Below are 25,505 nucleotides of genomic sequence, written 5' to 3'. Positions count from 1 at the left end.
CCCTTTATAAGCGGATGATTTTTCGGGATGCATTTGATTCCATCGCGCCAAGAATGACTTTTAATGATTTTAACCCTTCAACTCCTGAGACAAGAGGCTCCTCATTGTCCACCACACACTTTACAAAGTGGCTGATCACTTCGGAATCATGCTGTCCTTCTGAGTCATTAGTCTGGATGCTTCCTAATTGGATGGTTTCTGTCTTTCCATTATCATGATGGATGATCAGTGAGTATTTCGGATCGTCTTCAAGGCGCAATACCGCTTTTTCCGCATAAATGACCGTAGCATTGTCTTCTTTTGCATAAGACCAGCTGGCGGTAAGAGTTCCGATGATACCGCTCTCCGTCCGGAGGATACAGGCCGCACTGTCATCAACGTCTGTATTTTTCTTGGCAGTCGTTTCCACAAAGGCTCCCACTTCAATAAATTCTTCTCCAAGGATATACCGTAATAAATCAGCTTTATGAACGCCTAAATCGCCCATTGCACCAATGACTGCCTGATCCTTCTTAAAAAACCAGCTTTCCAGTCCGTCCACGCTCCAGGTTTCCGGCCCGGAATGTCCAAAAGCCGTCCGGAAGCTATAGACCTTCCCTAGCTCCCCGCTCTCAATAAGCTGTTTCGCTTTTTGATGAGAAGGAACAAAACGCTGATTATGACCAATCATTAGTATTTTGCCGCTTTTCGCTGCTGCTGCATTCATTTTTTCAGCGTCCACCAAAGAAGTGGCCATTGGTTTCTCACAAAGGACATGTTTACCAGCTTCCAAGGCCGCAACCGTAATGCGTGCATGCAGGTAATTCGGTGTACATACACTGATCGCTTCAATCTCCTCATTCTTCAAAAGTTCTATATAATCAGTATATGCTTGGGCGCCATACCTTTGTGCTGCTGCATTCGCCCGGTCCTGCACAATATCACAAACGGCAATGATCTCCGTTTCCTGATGTGCATCATACTCCGGAAAATGCCTGTTTTTCGCGATACTCCCGCATCCAATGACTCCTACCTTCACTTTGCCCATTTTGTTCTCTCCTTCACTTCAACTCTTTGCCTGAGATGGATTCCAACGGTTCGGCTTTCCCATATTTCGTTACGACTCCAGATTCCGGCTTGACCCAATCAACGGCATTCTTAATTACTCGTTGAATCTCCGGATTATGGAAAGTAGGATATGTTTCATGCCCTGGACGGAAATAGAAAATCTTCCCTTTTCCCCGCTGATATGTGCAACCGCTTCTGAATATCTCCCCGCCTTCAAACCAACTGACGAATATTAATTGATCTGGTGCAGGAATATCAAAATGTTCCCCGTACATCTCTTCCTTCTCAAGCTCTATATATTCTCCGATTCCATCAACAATAGGATGACTGGGATCGACAACCCAAAGCCGTTCCTTTTCATCCGCGACCCGCCATTTCAAATCGCAAGTCGTGCCCATAAGCCGTTTGAAGATTTTTGAAAAATGACCGGAATGGAGGACGATGAGACCCATGCCCTCGAGTACTCGCTTGTGGACCCTTGCAATGATTTCATCCTGAACTTCATCATGTGCAACATGCCCCCACCAAAGTAGTACATCGGTTCGTTCCAATGCTTCTTCGGTTAATCCATGCTCTTCTTCATCGAGAGTAGCCGTCCTCACCTCGACCTGCTCACTTTGTAAAAAGCCTGCAATTGCACCATGGATACCATCCGGATATATTTTTGCTACTTCAGGCTTTGTTCTCTCGTGGCGAAACTCATTCCAAACCAGGACCCTCATGAACACCCTCCTCCATTCAAGATTCATTTCAAGGCAACTTGCTTTGTATGTTAAACTATACCTCTTTATCCATAACGCAAACGTTTGCGTTCGGTGTGATCAAAATATAAGAACATACTTATTGACTTCAGTAAGTATGAATTTTCAAAAATAATAGTGATAATCTATATTGTAAATTTATGTTAGCAAAAATCAAGCTTTAATTGGTAAAACATTTCTACATTTTTCATTTAATTTCCTTTTCGGCAACAAAATGTGACTCCCGCTTTATGATTTTGGTAGGAATACTGATACTCTTTTCCATCATTTCCGGATTTGCAATTAAATCGAACACACATTTTGCCGCCTCATACCCTAACTGATACGTATGGATATCAACCGTTGTCAGCGGTGTACTTAAAAATTCTATGAATTCTGAGTGGTTAAAACAGACGACGCTTATTTGCTGTGGCACTTTTAAATTCTTTTCAGCTAACACCCCAAGCAAGAGAACACCCAATAAAAGATCCATAACCAAAAATGCGGTTGGTGCCTCTTTCAATTCCAGCAATTCGTCAATGGCCTTTATTCCATCCATTCGATTTAAAGGAATCAATTTGATATATTCCTGTCGCACATCCTGCCCGGCCTGTTCCATCGCTTGTTGAAAACCTGTCAAGCGGTCCTGGATCACCTCAAACTCGGGACTGCCCCCTAAAAAGGCGATTCTCTCATGTCCAAGACTTATTACAAACTCCGATACTTCCCTGGCCGCTTGAACATTATCGTTATCAATGAACGTGATTCCGCTCATGTTCGTACTTGGCTTCCCGATCAACACGAACGGGAAACCCTGCTTTAATAAATACGGCACCACTTTATCGTCCTTTTTAGAGTACAAAACAATCATGCCATCCACTCTTCTGCCCTGAACCATTTTCACGACATCCTCAAAGATGGCATCCTCCGTCTCGCCGGTTGTCAGGGAAAGACTGTACCCTTCTTTATTACAGAAATCCCCGATTCCTCGGATCACTTCTGGAAAAAAGGGATTATAAAGTGATTCTCTTGCGGAACTTTTCATGACGATCCCTATGGCCTTAGTTGACTTCGTGACCAAGTTCCGGGCATTTTCATTCATATGATAGCCCATTTCCTTTAATACCTTGCGTACTTTACGCTTTGTCTTTTCACTGATTGTCGGGCTGTTATGGATTACACGCGATACCGTTGATGGAGCGACATTTGCTTTTTTGGCAACGTCTTTTATAGTAACAGACAAATTCATCAACACTCCCCGTTCACCGCACATGGTTTAATATTCCCTATATTTAAATAGTTATTTAACGGCTCCATCTGCAATTCCTTTGATAATTTGCCTCTGAGCAAAAAAGTACGCAATGATGACTGGAATGATGGATAAAGTAAGTCCAGCCAAGGCAAGATGCCATTGCTTCGTATATTGACCGAAAAAGAAGAATAATTTAAGTGGGATGGTCTCCGATCCCGCGCCGCCAATAACAAGGGATGGCAGCAAATAGTCGTTCCATATCCAAATGACATTTAAAATCCCAACTGTAATGGACATCGGTTTCAATAATGGAAATATGATATACCAAAATACTTGAAAGCGGTTTGCACCATCAATCTTTGCTGCCTCATCAAGTGAGAGGGGAATCCCTTTTAAAGTACCATGATAAAGGAATATGGAAAGACTGCAGCCAAAACCTAAATACATGAAAATCAGTCCTGCCTTGTTCAACATCCCCAGCTGTCCGAATTGGGCAACGAGAGGTATCATCACAGACTGAAACGGGATTAGCATTGCTGCTACAAACACAAAGAAAAGCAGGGAACTTATTTTACTTTTGTTTCGGGAAAGAGCGTATGCTGCCATCGCAGAAAAGATGATGATGATGACTACACTGACGCCCGATATCAATAAAGAATTGAATAAAGTCCGGAGGAAATCCAATTGCTCGAAAGCTTGAGTGAAGTTTTCGAATGTCCAGGTCTCAGGCAGTCCCAGTGTATCGGCAAATATATCCCGTTTCATTTTAAAAGCATTGACAAGCATTAAATAAAACGGAGTGAGCCATAATATGGCCAAAATGAATCCGATGAATCCAATCAGCCACAATTTCCATTTTCCCCTCATTACAGCTCAACCTCCCGTTTTTTATTGATATAGACTTGTGTCAGCGAAACGACCGCCACGATTACGAAAAAGATAACGGCTTTTGCCTGTGCATATGCCATATCGTTTTCGGTGAAGGCGGATTTTACAATGTTCATCGCAACCATTTCAGTTGAATTATAGGGAGCTCCATTCGTCAAAGAAAGGTTTTGATCATAGATCTTGAACGAGTGGGAAAGCGTCAAAAACAAACTGACGGTAAAAGCAGGTGCCACTAGTGGAAAAGTTATATGGCGAAAACGCTGGAAGCTGTTCGCTCCGTCAATTTTTGCCGCTTCTATCAAGTCTTCAGGAACAGCCTGCAGATAGGCAATATAAATGATCATGATATATCCGGCCATCTGCCAAGACGTTAAAATGATCAATCCCCAAAAACCTGTATCAGTCGTTGATAACCACCCATTAAATGCTTCGATCCCAGTCAAATCGCCAATCGCACCGAAGACCTTAATAAAAATGAACTGCCAAATAAAGCCGAGAATCAAGCCGCCAATTAAATTGGGCATAAAGAAAACCGTCCGTAATATGTTGCTTGATTTAATTTTCGAAGTCACGATGAGGGCCAAACTTAATCCGATGATATTGATTACCACAATTGCCGCTACGGAAAATTTAATGGTGAACCAAAATGTATCAAGGAACCCTTTATCGGTAAACAAGTCAATATAATTCTTAAGACCAATGAAATCCGGAGTCCCTAAACCGTTCCAGTTCGTAAAGGAATAATAAAATCCGTAGATGAGCGGCACGATCACAACCAAAATGAGTGCAGCAAGAACAGGTGTCAAAAACAGCCAATATGCGGCATCCCGATTTCTCAACGAAACCGACCTCCTTGAAATGATTTAATAGTTAATGGATTTAGATCATGACTGTGTTATTTGATGAATCCCTTGTTGAGGCAAATCCCCTTAGGGCTTTTCTATAATAAGGAACAACCAATCGACACATTTTTCATGCCGATTGGTCACTTGCCTTTCCCAAACACTTATTTACTATGAATCTTCTCCCAATTTTCAATGTTCTGTTGGACAAGTTCCTCCCAAGTCAATTTACCAGTTACGTATTTTTGGACACTTGCACCAAGATCATCATTCCAACCGACCGGATATCCATTAAACACCCATCCAATCGTATTTCCTTCTTGGGAGTATTTATAAATTTCTTTTGAAATTGGATCGGCAATTTTTTCTACATCATATCCTTCATAAGCAGGAATGAATTTAAAGTCTTCCAAAACGGCTTTTTTCCCTGCTTCGGATGTATACATCCAGTCGAGGAACTTCTTTGCTGCTTCTTGTACCTTTTCATCCGATTTTTTGTTCACTGCCCAATAGTTTGGTACGCCGACCGGCATGCCTGCATTGTCTCCATTAGGAATCGGGATGATGCCAATTCCCTTTTCAGCTAACTCAGGGTCCATATCATAGACTGTGTTATACACCCAGTTACCTTGCTGAATGATTGCAACCTTTTCAAGCGAGAACAGCTCCTCCACTTGCTGGGAGTAATCAAGACTCGCTGTCGGCTGAACGGAATACTCATTTTGGATATCGACCAATTGTTTAAACTTGTCACCATCCGTGAATTTAACCGTTGGTGCCTTACTTGCTTCTAACACATTCCCATCAAACTCCGGTGATAAGAATACATTGGATAAATGGTTTCCTGTCACCCACTTCTCTTTTACCGGATATGCGAAAACTGCTTCGATCTTCAATTTGTCTTTTTGTGAATCGATTTTCTTAACTGCCTCCTCTAAGGCTTCATAACTTGTAATTTCATCAGGGTTAATTCCGGCTTCTTTAAATATTCGTTTGTTATAAATCAAGCCGTATCCTTCCTGGTTAAATGGAAGTCCAAGGACTTGCCCGTCCTCTTCCACACCATCCAGAGTACCGTCAAGCGCTGCAGCAGCAGCCTTCGTGTCCTTTAAATCTGTTAATCTATCTTTATATTGTGCGACATCTACCGGTCCGCCAATGTTAAAAACCGCTGGCTCCTCACCTGAAGCGAACTTTGCCGTTATGGCAGATTTATAATCATTTCCGCCGCCGACTGTCGATACCTTGATCTTCACATTTGGATTTTCTTTTTCATATTGTTTTGCCAATGTCTCGAATTGCGACTTGAATTCTACCTTGAATTGAAATATATCGAGCGTCACGACATCCTTTGAGTCGCTGTTTCCGCCAGTTGAAGAAGAGCATCCAGCCAAAATCACACTAAAAATCAATAAAACAGTAAGAATTCCCCCGTACCATTTTTTACGCCTCATGCCTACACACTCCCTTTTTCTCATAATATTCATGCAATTCTAAGAAAACGTTTGCATAAAATAAGTAAAATAAAAGCCATTCATTCTATAAAATTGATAGTCTAGCGTACTTTTTTTACATCACCTCCTCACAAAAATCATTGCAAACGTTTACATTTATGCGCTTTATATTACCACCAAATTCCATACTTTACAATAAAATTGTAGTATATTGTAAAAAAAGGATGTTAGGAACTCTCTTAATCTAATTATATGATTCAGAAACCTTTGATTATTCCTTTATCCGATTATTTATCGTACGGGCCATTTTCATTCCTGGCATTATACGAAAAAAGGGAAACCCGACGGTCCCCCCTTTTCACTTCAATATCATTTTCACATTGGAAGGACCGTATTCATCCTTCAATTCATAATATTTATCGCTTGCTTGTCCAAATTCCTTAAACACACCGCTAATGATCAATTCATTCGTTTCCTTATCAACGACACTGTACTTGATATTGCTTTTCCCAAACTTTCTGTCATCCACTTTTAAAAGGATCATCTTGGACACCTCCACATTTAATGGCTGCACTCCTCAGGGTGTGTGGTTTCTTACTTACATAATATAACAAATTATTCTAAATTTACAGATTTTTTGCATTGCAAAATAAAAAAGCCTAATTAGGCCTTTTCATTTCGTTAATACCTTATTGCCATCAGGACTTCGAGATATCCAGGAACCCTTCACCAAATACGTCCCGAACGTCATGTATGGCTATAAAAGCATTGCTATCCGTTGACTGCACTATTCTCTTTAACTTTAGTACCTCTTGCTTACTTATAACGATATATAAAATATCCTTGGATGCTTTTGTATAGTATCCATGCCCACTAAAAACAGTGACGCCCCGATCCATCAATTCGGTTACTTGTTTTGCAATCTGGTCCGCTTCATTTGAAATGATGGTAATTGCTTTTTTCGGGTTCAATCCCTCAATGATGAATTCCATCGTTTTTGTACCAATATAAAGCATAAGGATAGTGAGCATCAGGCCTTCTGCACCAATGATGAAATAAGATGAGAACGCAACGATTAAATCGAAAAACAGAAGTCCATAGCTTAAGCTCCATCCCAAATACTTATTCGTAATTCGCGCCAGGATCGTCGTACCGGCAGTAGTGCCTCCCACACGGATGATCATGCCAATTCCGGCACCGGCAAAAACCCCGCCAAATATCGCATTGATGACCAATTCATCTGAAGAAATCGTCCAACTTTCGGTTAAATGAAGGAAAAGTGAATTAAATGCAACAGCTACGATTGTATATACCGTTGTCATTTTCGACAAAAATTTATAACCGACAATGAGCAGGACAGCGTTAATGATTAAACTTAACAGCCCTGGTGACCATTCAAAAAGATAAAACAGAATGATGGTTATCCCCGTGACTCCTCCCTCACCAAGCTCATTGGGAATGACGAAAAGATTTATTGCCAAAGCGAAAATAAAAGCTCCTATTAATATAAAGAAAACATCCAAAGAAATCTTTTTCATACTTATACCCTTCCTTTATGTAATGGTTAATGTGAATTCTGTTAAATTTCACTGCTCTATAGTAACATGGAATTCCATTTAATCCTTCAAAGATTTGAAGGTTTAACAAAAAGACTACCTTGCAAGTTAGATTATCTTCAATGAACGAGCTTAATACATAAAGGCACCAATTTTCATTAAGCTTTTTTATACATTAGCTTAACAAAGCCGTTGACCGTTTCTCCTTAAATGCTCCTGGCTTGGATCATTATTATAACCAGCCAGCTTTTTTCCTAGATTTCTCCGAGATTAATGGATTATTAATTTATGCTCATGCACCTTTTCAAAGCTTGACAGTTTCATTGAGTCAGAATTAGAATGTTCTATATGTTAACCTATATCAATTTTAGTTGACATATAAAAAGGAGAATGGCCATGTACAGTGAAAAACAATTACCTTGTTGGGAAGAAAAAATAAAAAATGAACTGGCTCATTTAGAAGAGATTTCGCAAAAGCGTGAACTCGTATCAACTGTATGTGCCGAGCAGCCTTGGCTTACGATCAACGGGTGCAGGATGCTTAATCTAGCTTCTAATAACTATTTAGGATATGCAGGAGATGAGCGGCTGAAAAAGGCTATGGTTAATGCCGTACATACATATGGTGCAGGAGCAACGGCTTCACGTTTAATTGTTGGCAATCATCCTCTTCACGAGCAGGCGGAACAAGCTCTTGTCAATTGGAAGAAAGCCGAAGCAGGACTCATCATCAACAGTGGATATAACGCAAACCTTGGAATAATCTCCACCCTTCTGTCCCGTAACGATATTATTTATAGCGATAAACTGAATCATGCAAGCATTGTCGATGGAGCTCTTTTAAGCCGTGCAAAGCATATGCGCTATCGTCATAATGATTTAGATCATTTAGAAGCATTTTTGAAAAAATCACCGATTGAAGCACGTAAATTAATCGTGACGGATACGGTCTTCAGTATGGATGGTGACTTCGCTTTTCTTGAAGACCTTGTTCGGTTAAAGGAACGTTATAACGCACTGTTAATGACAGATGAAGCACATGGAAGCGGCATCTACGGTAAAAACGGTGAAGGCTATGCCGGTCACCTCCATCTTCAAAATAATATAGATATCCAAATGGGTACATTCAGTAAAGCGCTCGGTTCATTCGGTGCCTATGTTGTCGGGAAAAAATGGCTTATCGACTACTTAAAAAATCGCATGCGCGGATTCATCTATTCAACTGCACTCCCCCCGGCCATACTCGGTGCTATAAAAACAGCGATTGAACTTGTACAGCAAGAACCGGAACGCCGCTCACTGCTCCAAACACACTCAGAACACTTTAGACAAGAACTCACATATTACGGGTTTAATATTTGCGGAAGCCAATCACAAATTGTTCCTATCGTCATCGGCGAAAACGAAAAAGCGATGGAATTTGCTGCACGTTTGCAGAAAGAAGGGATTGCGGCTATTGCTGTCAGGCCGCCGACCGTTCCTGAAAATGAAGCGAGAATCCGGTTTACCGTAACGGCTCTCCACGATAAAAAAGATCTTGATTGGGCAGTTGAAAAAGTTTCAATCATTGGAAAGGAAATGGGTGTTGTTGAATGAAACAGCCGAATTTAGTCGTGCTTCCTGGCTGGGGAATGGAAAAAGAGGTGTTTCAACCGTTAATCCAACCGCTGTCAGAACTATTTCACCTTTCAATTATAGATTGGAGAGATATGAAGGCACTAAATGACTTTGAAGAACGAGTCATAGACACAATCACTTCCCTCGATGGTCCTGTTTATTTACTGAGCTGGTCATTAGGATCACTAGTATCACTTGAACTTTCAAGTTCGTATCGGGAAAAAATAAAAGGTTTTATCCTTTTTGGTGCAACAAGTCGGTTCACCACAGGAGAAAATTATTCATTTGGCTGGGATCCGCGAATGGTCGAGCGCATGAAAAAACAACTGCAGCGCAATAAAGAGAAGACTTTGACTTCCTTCTATGAAGCCATGTTTTCCGATGCTGAAAAAGAAGCAGGTTTTTATCATCAATTCATCAAGACCATTCAACGCGAGTTTCAAGGAGATGATGTGTTTTCGCTTCTGATTGGTTTGGATTATTTACTTCAGAAAGATGCTAGAGCAAGACTCAACCGGATTGAAGCCCCTTTTATATTGCTTCATGGGAGGGAAGACAAAATTTGTCCATTTGAAGCCTCCTCCTTCATTAAAGAAAATCTTGGTGGGAAAGCCGAGCTTCATATTATTGAAGGTGCTGGTCATATTCCATTTTTCACAAAACCACAGGAATGTACGGAGCATATAAAAACATTTATTCAAAAGGAGTACGTTCATGATAGATAAACGATTGTTAAGCAAGCGGTTCAGTGAACGCGCGAAAACATATGATGCATATGCCAATGTTCAAAAAAACATGGCAAAACAATTAGTGGATTTGCTTCCTCAAAAAAACACCAATCATAAAATCAATATTCTTGAAATTGGCTGCGGCACCGGTTACTTAACCAGGTTACTCGTCAAAATATTCCCTAATGCCGTCATTACGGCTGTTGATATTGCACCAGGAATGGTTGAAGTGGCGAAAGGAATGACAAAGGGAGACCGTGTTACATTTTTATGTACGGATATTGAAGAAATGGCGCTAAATGAAAATTACGACTTGATTATTTCCAATGCAACATTTCAATGGCTGAATGATCTTCCTGCAACCCTTGAAAAACTGTGTACACGATTAACGGCTGAAGGAAGCCTGATATTTTCAACGTTCGGAATCGATACCTTTCAAGAGCTTCATAGGTCATATGAACATGCGAAAGAAAAGCTTCAGCTTTCCATGGATAGTTCACCAGGCCAGATGTTTTACACTCTGGATGAATTATCACAAGTTTGTGAAGCAGCAATGCCCTATTCATCAGCAGTTCCAATCGAGGTTACAAAAATGGAAAAGGTTGAACTGGAGTACTTTCAGACAGTACGTGAATTCTTCACTTCAATTAAAAAGATTGGTGCTGCGAACAGCAACAAAGAAAACTACTGCCAGCGCCCATCCTTTTTTCGAGAGTTAATCAACATATACGACACAGACTACCGAAATGAATCAGGTGTGAAAGCAACCTATCACTGTTTGTTCTTTAAAATAAGGCTCTTTTCGTAAAGATTGTTGTTTTTAAAACAAAACGATTTAAGGTTGATTGGAGCGCAAGTGCGAGACTCCTGCGGGAGCAGCGGGACAGGTGAGACCCCACAGGCGTTTACGCCGAAGATGCTCACCGACCGCCCCGCGGAAAGCGAGCATCTGGAGGGGAAATCAACCACACCGCTTTACTTGGTAAATAGCAACACAGTATGCGAAAACAGACTAAAATAAAAAAACATGATTAATCCGAAGATGACCATCTGGGATACAAGCAAAAAATTATACATAATGCAAATCGTTTATATAAAGTAACGACTGTATTCCAACCGCTTACTGTCGATTAACCAGGTTCCCATTCAGGCAATTCAGGCCGCCGCCACTCCTAATTCCATTGGAGAGGCGGCGGCCATTTACGTATAACTTTCATCCAAATACCTTGCCATCCATAATATTGACCACTCGATCACATAAATCTAACATTCTTTCATCGTGAGTTACCATGATGGCCGCTTTATTTCTTGATCTCACCTCATGTGCAAGCATTTCAACAACATCCCTGCCTCTTTTGGAATCAAGACTTGCGGTCGGTTCATCCGCTAAAATGATTTCTGGATCGTTCATTAGCGAACGGGCGATGGCTACACGCTGCCGCTCACCGCCCGACAGTGCTTCTGGCAGGTGATCTGCCCGATGTCCAAGTCCAAGGTGGCTAAGCAATTCGTCCGCTTTTTTCACAGTTTTTTTATCTCGCTTGCCAATCAGTTCAGAAAGTAGCAGAAGCTGATCTCGTACGGTGAGATATGGTACAAGATTAGACGATTGGAATACAAATCCGATCTTTTCAAGGCGAACTCTAGTCAATTCCTTTGGTGATAGTGTTGTTATATCTTCATCATTCAGCAGTAAGCGACCTTCACTCGGAGATAATAACGCGCCCGCTATTGAAAGAAAAGTACTTTTTCCTGAGCCTGAAGGACCCACGATCGCGACGAATTCCCCCGCTCTCACATTCAGGGAAATATTATCAAGGGCTGTCACCTTATTAACGCCTTCCCCATAAATCTTACTGACGTTTTCAAATAATAGTTTATTCCCCATCATGATACCCTCCCTATTGCTTCGATTGCGTCTATCTTCGCCACTCGGTATAGTGATAACAGCGAACCTAATACGGATACAACCAAAAGTAACACGGAATATTTAATGACCAAGTCGGTACTCAATTCAAATGGCATTCCTTCTGGCATGATTAAAGTGACGCCATATGTCAGGGCAACACTGATGGCTATGCATGTCACGGCAAGCAGCATTACTTGACCAACGATACTTTTTGCCAGATAGCCCGTATTGGCCCCGAGTGCTTTAAGAACTCCAAATTGATTCGTCTTCTGCAAGGTAATCACATAAAAGAATACAGCCAAAACGAATGCAGCAATGACAAACAAGAAGGCAATCATCATCGTCAATGTACCTTGTTCCTCTTTAAACCCTGGTATACTCTGAAGCGATTCTTCTTTCGAAATGAGCGTTAAGCCTTCAGGCAATGATTTACGTACCTTTTCTTCTGCCTTGGAATCCATTTGCACGGCTATCGTGCTAATTGAATTCTTCTTCTGATTTTTCAATCCAGGATGAATCTCCTGCCATCCCTTAACATTCATGTAAACTGCAGGTGAATGGCTGTAAGACTGCTTTTCAGTAAAACCAACAATGGTGAAAACCTTACCTGATAGGTCATCTTTAAGTGAATCACCCAATTTATAACCCACTTCTTTTAAAGAACGATCTGCTACGACTTCACCTTGTTTCTCATTGTCATAATTCGTACCTTCAATGACCTTCGGTGCTAAAATACCACTGGCATCGGTCGCAAAAATGGTGACATCCGTTTTCTCCGATGAGCCGATCTTATTCAATGTGATCATCATTTGCCCCAGACCTTCGGCTGCTTTAACATCCGCAGAAGCCCGGATTTCATCCAGCTTTTCCATGGATATGATCGATCGGTTCAATTTATTTTTGGAGTCATGCTCCATTACGAAATAGTCGGCCTTCATGTTTTGTATGGATGAAGCATTATCCGAAGAAAGTCCATTAGCTAATCCTGAAATGATAAAGACAAGCAAAGCGACCAATACCATGATCAGTCCAATCAGCAGGTAACGTAACTTTGAATGCTTTAGTTCACGTATTGCCAAAAACATTATTTCATCTCCCATTCCTTTTTTACCTATCAAGCCCTACTTGATTCGGTATGACTCGATTGTAAACAATCAATATGAATGGAAGATGAACAACTGATTACATAAGGGGCAGCCGTATATAAAAAGTGGTCCCTTTACCAAGTTCGCTTTGAACTTCGATCGTTCCCCCATGAAGATCAACCGTCTTCTTCGTAATCGAAAGTCCTAATCCGCTGCCTGTTTCACTCCTATTCCTCACTTTGTCTACTTTATAAAAGCGATCAAGGATATAAGGGAGGTCTTCTTCTGGAATTCCGATGCCCGTATCCGCGATCATCACTTCAACAGTACTGCCAATACTTTTAATCCGAATATTAATCGAACTGCCGCTTTCCGAGTATTTAATGCTATTGGTTATCAAATTCGTCCAAATTTGATTTAAAAGTTTCTCATCTGCAGAAATGACGGTTGACGGCAAATCCATTTCGATCACCATATCTTTTTCCCGCCAATTCCATTCCAGCATGAACAACACTTGCCGGATTTGCTGTGCTAAATCAAAATTGGACCGTTGCAGCGGATCATCTACTTTATCCAACGAAGCAAGCATGAGCAGCTGTTTGCTTAACGACGACATGCGCCTGCTTTCTTTTTCAATGATGGACAAGTACTGATTTCTTTGTTCTTTTGTTAATTCCTCCGATTGAAGGGTTTGAGAAAAACCTTGGATGGATGCAAGCGGAGATTGAATTTCATGAGATACATTCGATACGAACTCCTGCCTCATATCATCTAACCGCTGTATACTTTGAGTCATTTTCGAGAAATGCTGTGCCAAGTCCCCTATTTCATCTCTTCGGGAGACATTCAATTCACTACTATAATCCCCATCGGCGATTCTTTTTGTAGCTTCCGTTAATTTCGTAATCGGCTTTACGAGGAAACGCGTATTAATGATCACAAATAAAAAACTAAGAAGTAGCGTCAGTACGAGCAAAACAGCAAGGAAAAAGCGAAATTCACCAAACTGCAGCTCTATATTCGGCCTTACAAACAATGCATGCTTTTCGCCATTCACGTTCATCGGGACCCCAATGCTATTAATTAAAACATCTTCAAAAAAACCGGTAATAAATAACCCATTATTATAATTGGCGATCCCTTGATAGGTATTCCCATTCAAAACTCCTGAAATCGTGTCGCGATCCAAACTCGTGTCCCGAAACGGCTCACCATATAAAGTTCCTTCACCCTGCTCATTAAATAGATACATTTGATAGTGCAAACCTGCAATATGATTTAAATACGCATCAATATCCTGATCAGGATTCTCCTCATATAAGGAAACGATCTCACTTGCGACTTTGCTTATCTTCTCACCATTGTAGGGTTTTTGAACCTGATGATAATAGACATTGGAAATTAAAAAAGCGATGACACTGGCAAGCACCATGATCAAAATGGTTTGAATAACTATCCTGAAATAAAGTGTTTTCACTTCTTGTTGACCTCCAGTTTATAACCTAAGCCACGGACAGTCGTTATGACAAAATCATCGGTCCGCCCGGCAAAACGTTCCCTCAATCGTTTAATATGGACATCAACCGTTCGATCATCCCCTTCAAAATCAGCACCCCACACCAGTTCAATAAGCTGCTCACGCGTAAAGACCTGATCAGGAAAACTCCCCAGCTGAGCCAGCAGCTCAAATTCCTTAAGCGGCAGGAGCAGCGTATTCCCCTTAATTCGAACTTCGTAACTTTTACGGTCAATCACCGTTTGATTCAATGAGATGGATTCAGAATTCACCATACGGTACCTTCGCAATAGCGCTTTTATCCGAAATAGAAGTTCCCTTGGCTCAAATGGCTTTACGAGATAATCATCCGTACCTGCAAAGTACCCCTTTTCCTTATCGATAAGTTGATCTTTAGCTGTCAATAAAATGACGGGCAGATCATATTGATCCCGGATTTCCTTACAAAGATCCAGCCCGTTTTTATACGGCATCATAATATCGACAACAGCCAGATGGATCCGTTCCTTCTCCAGTAACAAGGAAGCTTCATTCCCGTCCTTCGCTTCCGTTACCATATACCCTTCCTTTTCCAAGTGAAATTTAAGCAACTCCCGAATATGCAGGTCATCATCCGCAATTAATATATGTATCAAAGAAACCACATCTCCACTTCTTTTATAGCCCTTGCTAAACATACAATAGCAATAATCAATCCTGTAAAACAACAAATACTAATTCCTGATCTACCTTCCATATAATTAGTTTTGCAGAACCTCTTATTTTTTGGCTGTTTTCGCATACTTTGTTGCTATTTACCAAGTAGTGCGGTGTGGTTGATTTCCCCTCCAGATGCTCGCTTTCCGCGGGGCGGGCGGTGAGCCTCCTTGGCGTAAACGCCGGTGGGGTCTCACCTGTCCCGCTGCTCCCGCAGGAGTCTCGCACTTCCGCTCCAATCAACCTTATATAGTTTCGTTTTTTTTAAAAAAAATCTTTACGAAAAGAGTAAAGACGGACAGAATTTCTAAAAACTTTCGCCATTTTCTTTGTTAATCTTCAAATTTCAGTGCTTGAGAAATACAGTTCAAACAATCACCTTAATGACTGCCCATATGAAAATACCCAAAAGGACGTTTAGAATGTATTGATTTCTCAAAAAGAAGGTTTAAAATATTCTGAATATAAACTATAATTGTTTTATTTTAAAACATCTAGGAGGGTCACTATGGGAGTAGTAGAGAAAATCAGCGGATTTGCTGGTAAAACGTTTACCTTATGGGTCATTTTATTTGCAGTTATTGCGTATATCTTACCTAATCAGTTTATATGGATCGGAGACTATATTGTTCCATTATTAGGAATTGTCATGTTTGGCATGGGACTTACACTATCAGCAGCGGATTTTAAAGAAGTATTCCGACGGCCGAAAGAGGTCGCACTAGGGGTAGCAGGTCATTTTATCATTATGCCCTTATTGGCATTCGGATTAGCAATAGGGTTCGATTTGCCCAAAGAAGTCGCTGTTGGTGTTATTTTGGTAGGATGCTGCCCTAGTGGAACGGCTTCAAATGTCATGGTGTTTCTTGCGAGAGGAAATGTTGCGCTTGCAGTTGCCATTGCTTCTGTTTCCACTATTCTAGCGCCAATCGTAACGCCCCTGCTTATTCTGCTCTTGGCAAGTAAATGGGTCAATATCAGTATTGGGTCATTATTCATTTCTATCATTCAAGTGGTGATTATCCCACTGATACTAGGATTTCTTGTTAAAAAGTTTTTCGGCAAACAAGCAGAGGCCGGTGCAAAGGCTTTACCTCTAGTATCTGTCATTTCCATCGTTCTGATCGTATCTGCCGTAGTAGCTGGCAGCCAGGCTCAGCTGGCTAAAACAGGCTTGCTGATTTTTGCAGTCGTCGTTCTTCATAATGTTCTTGGTTTTTTACTCGGCTTCTTCTTTGCTCGTTTATGCGGAATGGATTTAGCTAAACAGAAAGCTGTTGCAATGGAGGTCGGTATGCAGAACTCTGGTTTAGGTGTAGCCATAGCAACAGCCCACTTCTCGCCTTTGGCCGCTGTTCCTAGTGCCATTTTCAGTGTTTGGCATAACATATCAGGTTCCGTTCTGGCCTATATCTTCAGTCTCATGAAAGATAAAAAAAATGTAGGCACCGATAAAAATAATTCGATAAAAACAGACGCATCATAATAGGTTGGAGATGAACCAATAAAAAAAGCCGATTGAATAAATCGGTTTTTTTTTGTGAATTAACCATCTGAATATTGAACATTCAAGGGAAAATGACAATATTCAAAGCCCAAAAATAATGAACTTACTGCCTTGTTGTGGTTATTTTTTTGTACTACCTGCTATACTACTAGATGAAAGTAAGTTATAAAATTTGCTAATGATTCGGGTTATAGTAATTGACTATCATTTTAAGGATGAGGGAATATAATGTCACCAAAAATAAAATCTTCAAGAAAAATAGCTAGATATTCACTAATTATCATGGGGGCAGGTTATATTGCAACCACTCCATTTCAAGGTTCACTGCCGTTAGATTTATTACATGGAGGGTTTGAGGCTGGTTTAGTCGGCGGATTGGCAGATTGGTTTGCAGTCACTGCATTATTCCGCCATCCGCTTGGATTACCAATCCCCCATACAGCCCTTTTGCCCAACAATCGTAAAAGAATGACAAATGCACTTGTTTCGATGCTAAAAAACGACTGGCTTTCTAAGGAAAGCATTCAGGACAAAGTAAAACATATTCCTTTTACTGAAAAATTGATCCCTATTTTAGAAAAAGAGATTCAAAGTGATACTTTTAGAAAAGTCCTGATTAAACTGATCAAGCAAATGATTGGTTATATGGATATAGAAAAGATTACACCTTTCGTTGCAAAAAAAATTAAAGCATCACTTTCTGGCATAGACATGAGCAAGATTCTACATTTGGTAAGTTCAGAGTTACTTAACGAAGAGTTCGATAAGAAGGCTTTGGATCATGTTTTGAAAAAAGCGGAAGATTGGTTAGGAAAAAAAGAAACCAGTCACCGACTTGGCACTGTTTCCATGGATGTGCTCAGCAAGATTGAACTGGAAGGTATGCTTCAGTTCGCCGTTAAATCGATTCAAAGTCTACTTAACGAAGAGAAACTTGGGAATATCATCCAAAACCTGTTATTAAGTGTCGTAAATAATTTACAAAACGAGAAAGAACCAAATAGAGAGGCTTTAATCTTATATATCAGGAAAGAGATACAAGGCATTAACCATAACCGGGAACTGTTGGAAGGAGTTGAAAAATGGAAAAATCAACTTCTGACAAAATGGGAGCCTGAGGCGACAATAGAGGGAATCCTAAAACAAATTCAGCAAGAAGCATTGGATTTCGTCGATGATGAACATTTCATGGATGCTTACCTGACTCCAATGATTCATCATATACTGGACAATATTAAGGAAAATAGCACCCGCATCGATCAATGGATACAGAAACAAATTACTGTTCTCATTGAAAAAAATCATACGCAAATTGGCAATCTTGTACAAGAAAACTTAGATAAGCTAGACAATGAAACGCTGATTGACATGATGGAAAACGGTGTAGGAAAAGACTTGCAATGGATTCGCGTGAATGGGGCGGTCTGTGGTTTTATCATAGGGCTTATCCTAACAGGGGCACAGGCTCTGCTTAGGCTATTATAATCCAGGCATAACGGCAGTATACAGTCGTTACCAAATCAACTGGTGCTGATTCGTTATAGTTAGTATGCCGTTAATATGCAGGGCCCTCTTTTTTTAAGGCTGTTTTCGCATACTTTGTTGCTATTTACCCAATAATGCGGTGTGGTTGATTTCCCCTCCAGATGCTCGCTTTCCACGGAGCAGGCGGTGAGCCTCCTCGGCGTGAACGCCTGTGGGGTCTCACCTGTCCCGCTGCTCCTGCAGGAGTCTCGCACTTCCGCTCCAATCAACCTTAAATCGTTTCGTTTTAAAAACAACAACCTTTACGAAAGAGCCTTTTTTAAACATAAAGCTAGCCAAGGGTTTCAAGAAACACCTTGGCTAGCTTTTCCTTTTGTACAACATATTCATCAAAGCCCCACTTAAAGCAGGGCTTCAATTAACTAAGGCTTGAATTGCTGATCACTAAGCCAGCCATCAATATGATCTAAATTAAAAATCAGCAAATTATCGATGGGTCTGAGATGGGGTATCTTTTTATTTACTATTAGATCATTGATTTCCTCTTCGGTAATTGGATAATTTACCGACTCAAAGTAAATCATCAAACTTTTTATACCATAGGCTTTCCTCATTTAATCACCTCCCACCAAATTCTCCTTATTCAACATAAAGAAAACTTAGTGCTAGATATTAAATGAAAGACCGCTTAATACTTTATACCCACTTTTTGAACAATAATCGCTTTTACTTTATGTTGGCGCTTTAAATCAGGAAATTAATCTAATGTATAGGGTTTCCTCTCCTCGATAATCTCCACTTCATCCCATTCCACTGATTTGGAGTACATATATTTATCTGTCCGTTCAAACCCCATCTTTTTAGCAAGCTCAGTGTTTGTTGTAGCCAACAATACATTTCCAGTTCTTCTTTCTTCAGATGCTGGAAACACCTCTCCCTTATATACAGCATAGGGATGAATAAAATATAATTCTTTAACTTCACTTACACTTACCATTTTCGTGTAAATATTATTTTTGTAATAAGTAAATCCATTGTCCATTTCATTTTTATCATTACTAATTAATTCAATAGCTTCCACTGAATCAGATTCTATGAATCTATACTCTTTTCCATTATAGATCGTATACTCACCTTTTCTTATCATTTTCCCACTCCATTATTTAATTTTCTATCACCCAAATTCAAACTGCTTCGCTTCCCGTTTAACATAGCATATACTGGACTCTGGACATAAAAACCCCCTATAAAAGTCTTTTATAGGGGGTTTTTATATGGGTGATTTCCATCAATCCCCATACTCTTCTTTAATTGCTTTATCTGCACAAAAACTATGGAATTGCTTGATTAATTGATCAATATCTTCTTTTCTTGTGATTTTCTCTAACCATTCTTTAGGAATGTCGTCCATTTTATAGTACATACCTGCCATTGTTCCCGTAATGGCACCTACTGTATCCGTATCATCCCCTAGATTCACTGCTTTTAAAACGGCATCGCTAAACGAATCTGAATTTCCTAAGCACCAAATGGCTGCTTCCAACGTATGAACGACATATCCATCTGACTGAATTTCTTCTTGTGGTAATGAAAAGAAATCGTCCTCAAAAATTCTTGAATAGGATTGCAGCTCTTTTTGGTATATATGATCTTTATCAAAATTCTCATCAAAAAGTTCTTTTATTTCCCATTTTGAAACTTCAGGAGAATTATTATAATAAAGTCTAAGTAAAAACTCGACATAAATAATAGAACCTACCACAGAACGCGGATGTGCATGGGTAACTTCCGTATATTTTTTAATGGTTTGGATTTTTTCAATGAAATTAAAGCTATTAAAAAGGATAAATGCCACTGGGGCGATCCTCATCAAAGCCCCATTCCCATTATCAAACATGGCATCTCCGCCACATTCTTGTGCTGGCGTTCCATTTTTAAACTTGATGATGGCTTCACTAGTCGTTCTGCCAATATCGAACATTTCATGATGTGGTGTCCAATAACCAGATTCCATATACTGAACGAATTTTTGCATGAGCTCCGCTGAATCGCTTTTTTCAATTAATTTTTCAATTAAACATAAAGTTAATGAAGTATCGTCCGACCAAGTGCCTGGCGGCTGATTATAGGTACCATATCCCGTTATATCATTAATAATAAAAGTCCCTCTTTTTTTAAATTCAACCGGGACACCGAGCATGTCTCCAATAATACTGCCATACAGACTTGGTAACATTCTTTTTTTTAGATTAAATCTCAAAAAACTTTTACTATCGTCTTCCCATCTGTCTACCATTCTTCTGCCTGTCATTCATTACACCTACTTTTTTTAAGAACACCTTAAGTACTCCTTGATTAATTCAAATGTGCTTCTATACTAACATCTATACTACAACCCCTATAATATTTTTCCATTTAATCACTAAGGAAAAATCATAAAGTATTTCAAATTACTTGCTTATATTTCTTATACAAAAATTTATACTGTCAATTTCATTAAAAAACCTTGAATGGCATAAATATCCAATCAAGGTCTAAGTAAGGCATAAAGCTAACTCTAGTTACTTTTGTAACAACTATTTTTATAATAATTCTTTATTTAATTTTTCAGCTTTATGTAACTCTCCTAATAGTGGGTTTTGATAGTCACTATAACTATCCATATAAGCCCTTATGCCACCAATTATATTTAACTCTCTTATATCTTTATTATTCTCCAATACTGACAATGCATTCTTATATCTTTTATATATAAGTTGTAAAACGCCACTAGTAATTTCATTATAATAATCATTTTCAAGATTATTTATTACAACTTTTATTTGGTTGATTAACTGCTTTTTCTTATCCATTTTATCCCCCTATCTACTTGGAACCCCTCTAATTTCCTTTATCCATTCTGAAGACCACCCTTGGGGTAATAGTATTTGATCTCCATCACCTTCTAGTAATGCTCCTGATTTTGTATATTGCTTTTCAACTCTACCTATATTTAAAACTTGTCCCTTCGGTACTTCTATAACAGCTTCATATTGTCTAGAATTTTTCCAATCAGGTACTAATGCAGTATTTATTTTTGCATTTATTCTATTTCCAGCTGGGCTAGTAGTGACAAATGCTCCATTAACTTTTGCTCCACCACCATAAGTTCTATAAAATGTAATATTTTCTTCTGTAATTACAGTTCTATAAATCCCATCAGTAAATGATTCACTTATCCAATCAGGTAAATCTACTTTTTCAATTACTTTAACCTTTTCATCGATATTCGTTGAATATTTACCAAAGGTTTCAACTTTACTCGTCCCCTTAGGAATACTCTCCCCTGAAACACCCTCTACTTTGCTATCCTTCACCGTAAATTTTTGATAGGCTTCCTTAATTGTCTGTTTTTCCATCACTACTTGGGGAAGGTTTGGTCCTCCTGCGAGGGAAACTTGTTCCACACTTATACGTTTAGGAATTTCTTTTTTACCTATTTCTTCACCTATATTTTTTAACGTGGATTTTCCTGATCTAGCTATGTCTGTTATTGTAGCTTGAACCTTCTGAACCTGCTTTTGCGCAAATTCCTTGCTGTAAGGGACGAACTTTGTACCACTCGCTACTTTATCAGCGACCTTGGCCGCACCTGCCACACCGCCGATTCCGAGTGCCATCAACAGTCCGTTCTGGCGCTGTTCCTCGGTCAGCTGGTTGCCGAACATGTCCTTGCCGGTGACTGCTTCACCGAGGCCGTTGGCTGCGAGGAGCCCGTATATCCCGTATTCGGTTTTCTGGAGGAGGCTAAAGCCTTTTGTCGTTTTATAGGCATCGAGCGCGTGGTTCGCTGCGTTGATTCCTTTGGCCGTTTTGTAGATGGCGCTGCCGCCCTTGATGGCCCGTCCGGCCCAGCCGACGACGGGGATGAATCCAGCGGTTGCCATGGCGCCTGCTGCGATTCGTTCGGCATCGGACAGCTTGCGGCCCGTTACTGGATCGACTCCGGTCGAGGCCCTGATTGAATCATAATATCCCGTGAATTCCCCTGTAAAGGTTTTTGTCGTATCCCAGGCTTTTTCGTACCATGGGCGGTTTTCAAGTTCTTCCATTTCCTGTTCGATTTTCCGCGCTTCGGCTTGCTGCTTTTTGAAGGTTTGATAGTCTTTCATCTGACCGGCGACTTCATCCTTCACTTGATAGACGTCACTGTTCTTGAATGCCGATTGGTTGAACGTCATCGGCGAAACGTTGCCGTCCTGTTTGGTGGCATCGAGCAAAGCGCGGAAGAGGCCAACGGCCACGTTTTCCTGCCCGACGGATACATCATATTCCTCGACCAATTGCCGGTCGACATTCTCGACCTTTGTCACGGTGTCATCCAGCCTGTGCCCTGCCAGCGTGATTTTTTCATTAAAGTCCTTTTGGTCGAACATATCAAGAGGCAGGATATCGTCAATGCTGTCGAGGACCCTTTGAAGATCGTTTGCTTGTTGATCGACAAGCGACTTCGCTTGGTTGATGCCGTTCGAGACTTCCCCATCTAAAAAGGGAACCTCGACCACCGTGTTTCCGTAGAGGTCCGCCTCTTCCAGGGTGGCTGGAATGCTTTCCAAAAAACTGATTTGGGTCGTGAATAGTTCCATCCAGGCGTCCGCCACCTCGATTTGCGCTTCATAGAAGCTTTTGATGGCGGCGGCACCGGCTCCTTGAAACTCGTTATCCAGACCGACGATGCCCTGAAATTCTTTCTTCAGGGCTGTGACTTCCTTCTTTAGTTCTTCATATTGCTTGGCGCGCGACTTGGTTGCGGCCGTCAATGTCTTGGCTTCATATATTTTCATCGCGTAGGATACCCATGTGAAGACGTATGGGCGATGGCTTCATCCTGTTCTTTTAATAAGTCAATGTTGGCTCGGGTATCTTCCACATTTTTCTGGACGATTTTAATATATTGCTCAAAGACCTTTTCCAGGTTCGTTTCCCGATCGATCCATTTCGAGGTGAATTCCAATTTATTGCTGCCAAGCTCGCCTGCCGGCAAATTTCCAAGCGTGACTGTACCAAGTGCCGTCTTCACCTGATCTACTTGCTTCATTACGGCAGGATGATTCAGTTTGATTGTCGTCATTAAAACAACCACCCTTTTAAATATGATATTTTACTTTCCAATTGATCTATGACGGCTTCCCCTTTACCTAATAGAACATCCGCTTCATGTGCTATGGTGCCTGCTGCACTCAGAGCCTTTTTTTCTATATTAAGCATCATGATTTTACCGTCGATTTTCTCTTGATAGTCGTCATAATCATCATGAATGATCGTTGACATTGCCTTGTATGCATCACTGCGGGCATCTTGAAAGTCTTCTGCACGGTTTCCCGTCCAGCTTTTACCCAAGTCCGGATTTTTAATTTTAGCAATTTCCCCCAGACAAGCATTCTGTTCGTCTTTGATTTGTCTTTTAGCCTGCTCCAAACGATTGATTTTTTCATTCACATCGGACATTTTACTGGAGAGGGCAGAGTGAATTTCACTCAATGAATTTGCATACACTTAAAAAATCACCTCATACATACCTTTTCTCATTATGTAGACTGTCATATTTTTCATAATTTTCATTATAAGGATTATAGTCTTAGAGTTAAATAGGGATAAATAAGCTATTTACGCTAGGTATTTAGGGAATCCTTCCCATAGGCACCAATTCCGGATTAGACTTATTACCCCTTGTTTTCCATTTTTAAACATAAAAAGAGGATGCAGGCTGCACCCTCTAAATACTTACTGCATTATTTGTATTCCTTTTCGTCAAATAAATGTGGAACCTTCACCTTTTTCCCTTTTTTATGATTGAGATCAGGTTTTTTAGCTTCGATTTTAGCTTGGTCATAGACGGCGGTGCCGACAATTTCAGCAACATCTTGAAGCTTTTCCTTTGAGATTTTATCAATGGTATCATCAGGAGTATGATACCAAGGTTCTGATGGACTGTGGATGAATAAAGCAGCGGGTATTCCAGCCTCAGCAAAGGATACATGGTCACTTCTCCCGCCTTGTCCATATGGAGTCGGCTCACCATTCAGTCTTGTACTTGATGCCTGGGCAAGCTCGGTTACAAGGTTCATTTCTCCATCATTAGTCAAAATGACCAAATCCCCGGCATCCCTGCTTCCCACCATATCGAGATTAAAGTTGGCAATGGTCCGCTTGATATCATCATCAGGGAGATTGCTCACATAATGCTCTGAACCTAGCAATCCATTTTCCTCTGCCCCAAAGGTGACGAAGCGAATTTCCGTATCTGTAGGAAGATTCTTCAGAACACGGGCAAGTTCAAGGGTGACGGATGTTCCTGATGCATCATCATTCGCTCCGGGTGCCCCCGCGACGGAATCATGATGTCCAGTAATGTAAATGATATCGCTCTTTTTTGCTTTATTGTTCTTTGTTGCCTTTTTCGTTGCCACTACATTATAAGAGGTTTTTTCTCCGGAATAAGCTCCTTCGATTTTTAATGATGCTGTCAATTTAACTCCGGCATTCAGTTTTCCCAGCAGGGCTTCCCCATCCTTTTTGGTGATCGTGACGGATGGAATATACTTGTCATTAGCCCCTCCGAGTGTCCCATTTAATTCCCCATCGGCATTATTGAACAGGATGACACCCACTGCTCCTTTTTCTGCTGCATTCAATACTTTCTCTGCAAAAGTGAGGCTGCCTCTTTGTATAAGGGCAATCTTCCCTGCAACGTCGGTTTCCTCAAGCTCTTCTTTCGTTCCTAAACCGGCATATACCACTTCACCGGATAGGTCCCCATTAACTGAATAGGTTAAATGGTTCGCTTTGATTTCGCCATCAACTCCGGCAACGGACAGCTCGACCAGATTTGGGTCTGTATAAGATAAAAAATTGAACTCTTCAATATCGGCTTTATAGCCATAAGATTGGAATTGCTTTTTGATGAATTGGACGGCTTTATACTCAGAATCCGTACCGGCCACCCGAGGTGTTTGTGAGAGGTATTCAATATTCCTGTAGATTTTATCGGCATCGATTCTTTTAATGACTTGCTTGTCCGTGGATGGCGCAGATAGCACCGTCGATGAATGTGGCGCTGCTAAAGCGGTGGTTGACCCTGCTGTCCCGAGTGTCAATGCTGCGATCATGGTTACCGATAGAAATTGTTTTTTCATAGATTGCC

25 protein-coding genes are annotated in these 25,505 nt (G+C 40.6%); 5 read left to right on the top strand and 20 right to left on the bottom strand.

The genetic code is table 11. The features are described from left to right. Positions 1 to 4 precede the first annotated feature (4 nt). The 8 genes from MPH60_RS21730 to MPH60_RS21695 all read right to left on the bottom strand — a co-directional run bounded on the left by MPH60_RS21730 (position 5) and on the right by MPH60_RS21695 (position 7,761). Positions 5 to 1,027, bottom strand: a complete 1,023-nt coding sequence (locus MPH60_RS21730) for a Gfo/Idh/MocA family protein (protein WP_241590089.1) — start codon at positions 1,025 to 1,027, stop codon at positions 5 to 7. Between the two features lie 13 nt (positions 1,028 to 1,040). Further along, complete coding sequence (locus tag MPH60_RS21725; protein ID WP_241590090.1) at positions 1,041 to 1,769, bottom strand: ThuA domain-containing protein; 729 nt, start codon at positions 1,767 to 1,769, stop codon at positions 1,041 to 1,043. Positions 1,770 to 1,995: 226 nt separating this feature from the next. After that, a complete protein-coding gene (locus MPH60_RS21720) occupies positions 1,996 to 3,030 on the bottom strand; it encodes a LacI family DNA-binding transcriptional regulator (protein WP_241590165.1) in 1,035 nt (344 codons plus the stop codon). A 57-nt stretch (positions 3,031 to 3,087) separates the two neighbouring features. Then, positions 3,088 to 3,906, bottom strand: coding sequence for a carbohydrate ABC transporter permease (locus MPH60_RS21715; RefSeq protein WP_101224962.1), 819 nt, complete (start codon positions 3,904 to 3,906; stop codon positions 3,088 to 3,090). Then, positions 3,906 to 4,766 (bottom strand): carbohydrate ABC transporter permease, encoded by an 861-nt coding sequence (locus MPH60_RS21710; protein WP_241590091.1) that lies wholly within the window; start codon positions 4,764 to 4,766, stop codon positions 3,906 to 3,908. The genes MPH60_RS21715 and MPH60_RS21710 overlap by 1 nt, the downstream gene beginning before the upstream one ends. A 167-nt stretch (positions 4,767 to 4,933) precedes the next feature. Next, positions 4,934 to 6,223, bottom strand: coding sequence for an ABC transporter substrate-binding protein (locus MPH60_RS21705; protein ID WP_241590092.1), 1,290 nt, complete (start codon positions 6,221 to 6,223; stop codon positions 4,934 to 4,936). Between the two features lie 358 nt (positions 6,224 to 6,581). Then, the gene (locus MPH60_RS21700; protein WP_034305959.1) at positions 6,582 to 6,767 is read right to left on the bottom strand and encodes a hypothetical protein; all 186 of its coding nucleotides are present in this window, start codon (positions 6,765 to 6,767) and stop codon (positions 6,582 to 6,584) included. 154 nt (positions 6,768 to 6,921) lie between these two features. Further along, a complete protein-coding gene (locus MPH60_RS21695; protein ID WP_214773741.1) occupies positions 6,922 to 7,761 on the bottom strand; it encodes a YitT family protein in 840 nt (279 codons plus the stop codon). 414 nt (positions 7,762 to 8,175) lie between these two features. Between MPH60_RS21695 and bioF the strand changes: the two genes are divergently transcribed. From bioF to bioC, 3 genes are read left to right on the top strand one after another with little or no spacing between them, the layout of a single operon-like run. Next, positions 8,176 to 9,375, top strand: a complete 1,200-nt coding sequence (gene bioF, locus MPH60_RS21690; protein WP_241590093.1) for an 8-amino-7-oxononanoate synthase — start codon at positions 8,176 to 8,178, stop codon at positions 9,373 to 9,375. After that, entirely contained in the window at positions 9,372 to 10,121 is a 750-nt protein-coding gene (locus tag MPH60_RS21685) for an alpha/beta fold hydrolase (protein ID WP_241590094.1), read from the top strand. The genes bioF and MPH60_RS21685 overlap by 4 nt, the downstream gene beginning before the upstream one ends. Continuing rightward, positions 10,111 to 10,932: a malonyl-ACP O-methyltransferase BioC gene (gene bioC / locus MPH60_RS21680; protein WP_241590095.1), complete on the top strand. Its 822-nt coding sequence runs from the start codon at positions 10,111 to 10,113 to the stop codon at positions 10,930 to 10,932. Before MPH60_RS21685 ends, bioC begins: the two co-directional genes overlap by 11 nt. Positions 10,933 to 11,337: 405 nt before the next feature. Here bioC and MPH60_RS21675 read toward each other — a convergent pair whose 3' ends face one another. From MPH60_RS21675 to MPH60_RS21660, 4 genes are all read right to left on the bottom strand, one after another. Further along, positions 11,338 to 12,015 (bottom strand): ABC transporter ATP-binding protein, encoded by a 678-nt coding sequence (locus tag MPH60_RS21675; RefSeq protein WP_241590096.1) that lies wholly within the window; start codon positions 12,013 to 12,015, stop codon positions 11,338 to 11,340. Next, a complete protein-coding gene (locus MPH60_RS21670; RefSeq protein ID WP_241590097.1) occupies positions 12,012 to 13,118 on the bottom strand; it encodes an ABC transporter permease in 1,107 nt (368 codons plus the stop codon). The genes MPH60_RS21675 and MPH60_RS21670 overlap by 4 nt, the downstream gene beginning before the upstream one ends. Before the next feature lie 97 nt (positions 13,119 to 13,215). Then, positions 13,216 to 14,595, bottom strand: a complete 1,380-nt coding sequence (locus MPH60_RS21665) for a sensor histidine kinase (protein ID WP_241590098.1) — start codon at positions 14,593 to 14,595, stop codon at positions 13,216 to 13,218. Beyond that, positions 14,592 to 15,269 carry a response regulator transcription factor gene (locus tag MPH60_RS21660; RefSeq protein ID WP_241590099.1) on the bottom strand — a complete coding sequence of 226 codons (678 nt, stop codon included), beginning with the start codon at positions 15,267 to 15,269 and terminating at the stop codon, positions 14,592 to 14,594. Before MPH60_RS21660 ends, MPH60_RS21665 begins: the two co-directional genes overlap by 4 nt. A 569-nt stretch (positions 15,270 to 15,838) precedes the next feature. Between MPH60_RS21660 and MPH60_RS21655 the strand changes: the two genes are divergently transcribed. Together MPH60_RS21655 and MPH60_RS21650 are read left to right on the top strand one after the other, a co-directional pair. Continuing rightward, a complete protein-coding gene (locus tag MPH60_RS21655) occupies positions 15,839 to 16,816 on the top strand; it encodes a bile acid:sodium symporter family protein (RefSeq protein ID WP_241590100.1) in 978 nt (325 codons plus the stop codon). 249 nt (positions 16,817 to 17,065) lie between these two features. Beyond that, positions 17,066 to 18,322 carry a DUF445 domain-containing protein gene (locus MPH60_RS21650; RefSeq protein ID WP_241590101.1) on the top strand — a complete coding sequence of 419 codons (1,257 nt, stop codon included), beginning with the start codon at positions 17,066 to 17,068 and terminating at the stop codon, positions 18,320 to 18,322. A gap of 422 nt (positions 18,323 to 18,744) precedes the next feature. Here MPH60_RS21650 and MPH60_RS21645 read toward each other — a convergent pair whose 3' ends face one another. The 8 genes from MPH60_RS21645 to MPH60_RS21610 form a co-directional block, all read right to left on the bottom strand. Beyond that, positions 18,745 to 18,936: a hypothetical protein gene (locus MPH60_RS21645; RefSeq protein ID WP_241590102.1), complete on the bottom strand. Its 192-nt coding sequence runs from the start codon at positions 18,934 to 18,936 to the stop codon at positions 18,745 to 18,747. A 143-nt stretch (positions 18,937 to 19,079) separates the two neighbouring features. Next, positions 19,080 to 19,469: a hypothetical protein gene (locus MPH60_RS21640; RefSeq protein ID WP_241590103.1), complete on the bottom strand. Its 390-nt coding sequence runs from the start codon at positions 19,467 to 19,469 to the stop codon at positions 19,080 to 19,082. A 141-nt stretch (positions 19,470 to 19,610) separates the two neighbouring features. After that, complete coding sequence (locus MPH60_RS21635; protein WP_241590104.1) at positions 19,611 to 20,633, bottom strand: ADP-ribosylglycohydrolase family protein; 1,023 nt, start codon at positions 20,631 to 20,633, stop codon at positions 19,611 to 19,613. Between the two features lie 271 nt (positions 20,634 to 20,904). Next, positions 20,905 to 21,174 carry a hypothetical protein gene (locus tag MPH60_RS21630; RefSeq protein ID WP_241590105.1) on the bottom strand — a complete coding sequence of 90 codons (270 nt, stop codon included), beginning with the start codon at positions 21,172 to 21,174 and terminating at the stop codon, positions 20,905 to 20,907. 9 nt (positions 21,175 to 21,183) lie between these two features. Continuing rightward, positions 21,184 to 23,145, bottom strand: coding sequence for a ribonuclease YeeF family protein (locus MPH60_RS21625; protein ID WP_241590106.1), 1,962 nt, complete (start codon positions 23,143 to 23,145; stop codon positions 21,184 to 21,186). Then, positions 23,142 to 23,432, bottom strand: coding sequence for a YwqI/YxiC family protein (locus MPH60_RS21620; RefSeq protein WP_144478758.1), 291 nt, complete (start codon positions 23,430 to 23,432; stop codon positions 23,142 to 23,144). Before MPH60_RS21620 ends, MPH60_RS21625 begins: the two co-directional genes overlap by 4 nt. After that, positions 23,432 to 23,857: a YwqH-like family protein gene (locus MPH60_RS21615; RefSeq protein WP_241590107.1), complete on the bottom strand. Its 426-nt coding sequence runs from the start codon at positions 23,855 to 23,857 to the stop codon at positions 23,432 to 23,434. Before MPH60_RS21615 ends, MPH60_RS21620 begins: the two co-directional genes overlap by 1 nt. Positions 23,858 to 24,093: 236 nt before the next feature. Then, entirely contained in the window at positions 24,094 to 25,497 is a 1,404-nt protein-coding gene (locus MPH60_RS21610) for a M28 family peptidase (protein ID WP_241590108.1), read from the bottom strand. Between the last annotated feature and the right edge of the window lie 8 nt (positions 25,498 to 25,505).

It is taken from the genome of Peribacillus sp. Aquil_B1, assembly GCF_022603275.1.
Taxonomy (GTDB): Bacteria; Bacillota; Bacilli; order Bacillales; family DSM-1321; genus Peribacillus.
This window is presented reverse-complemented; position numbering and strand designations above follow the sequence as displayed.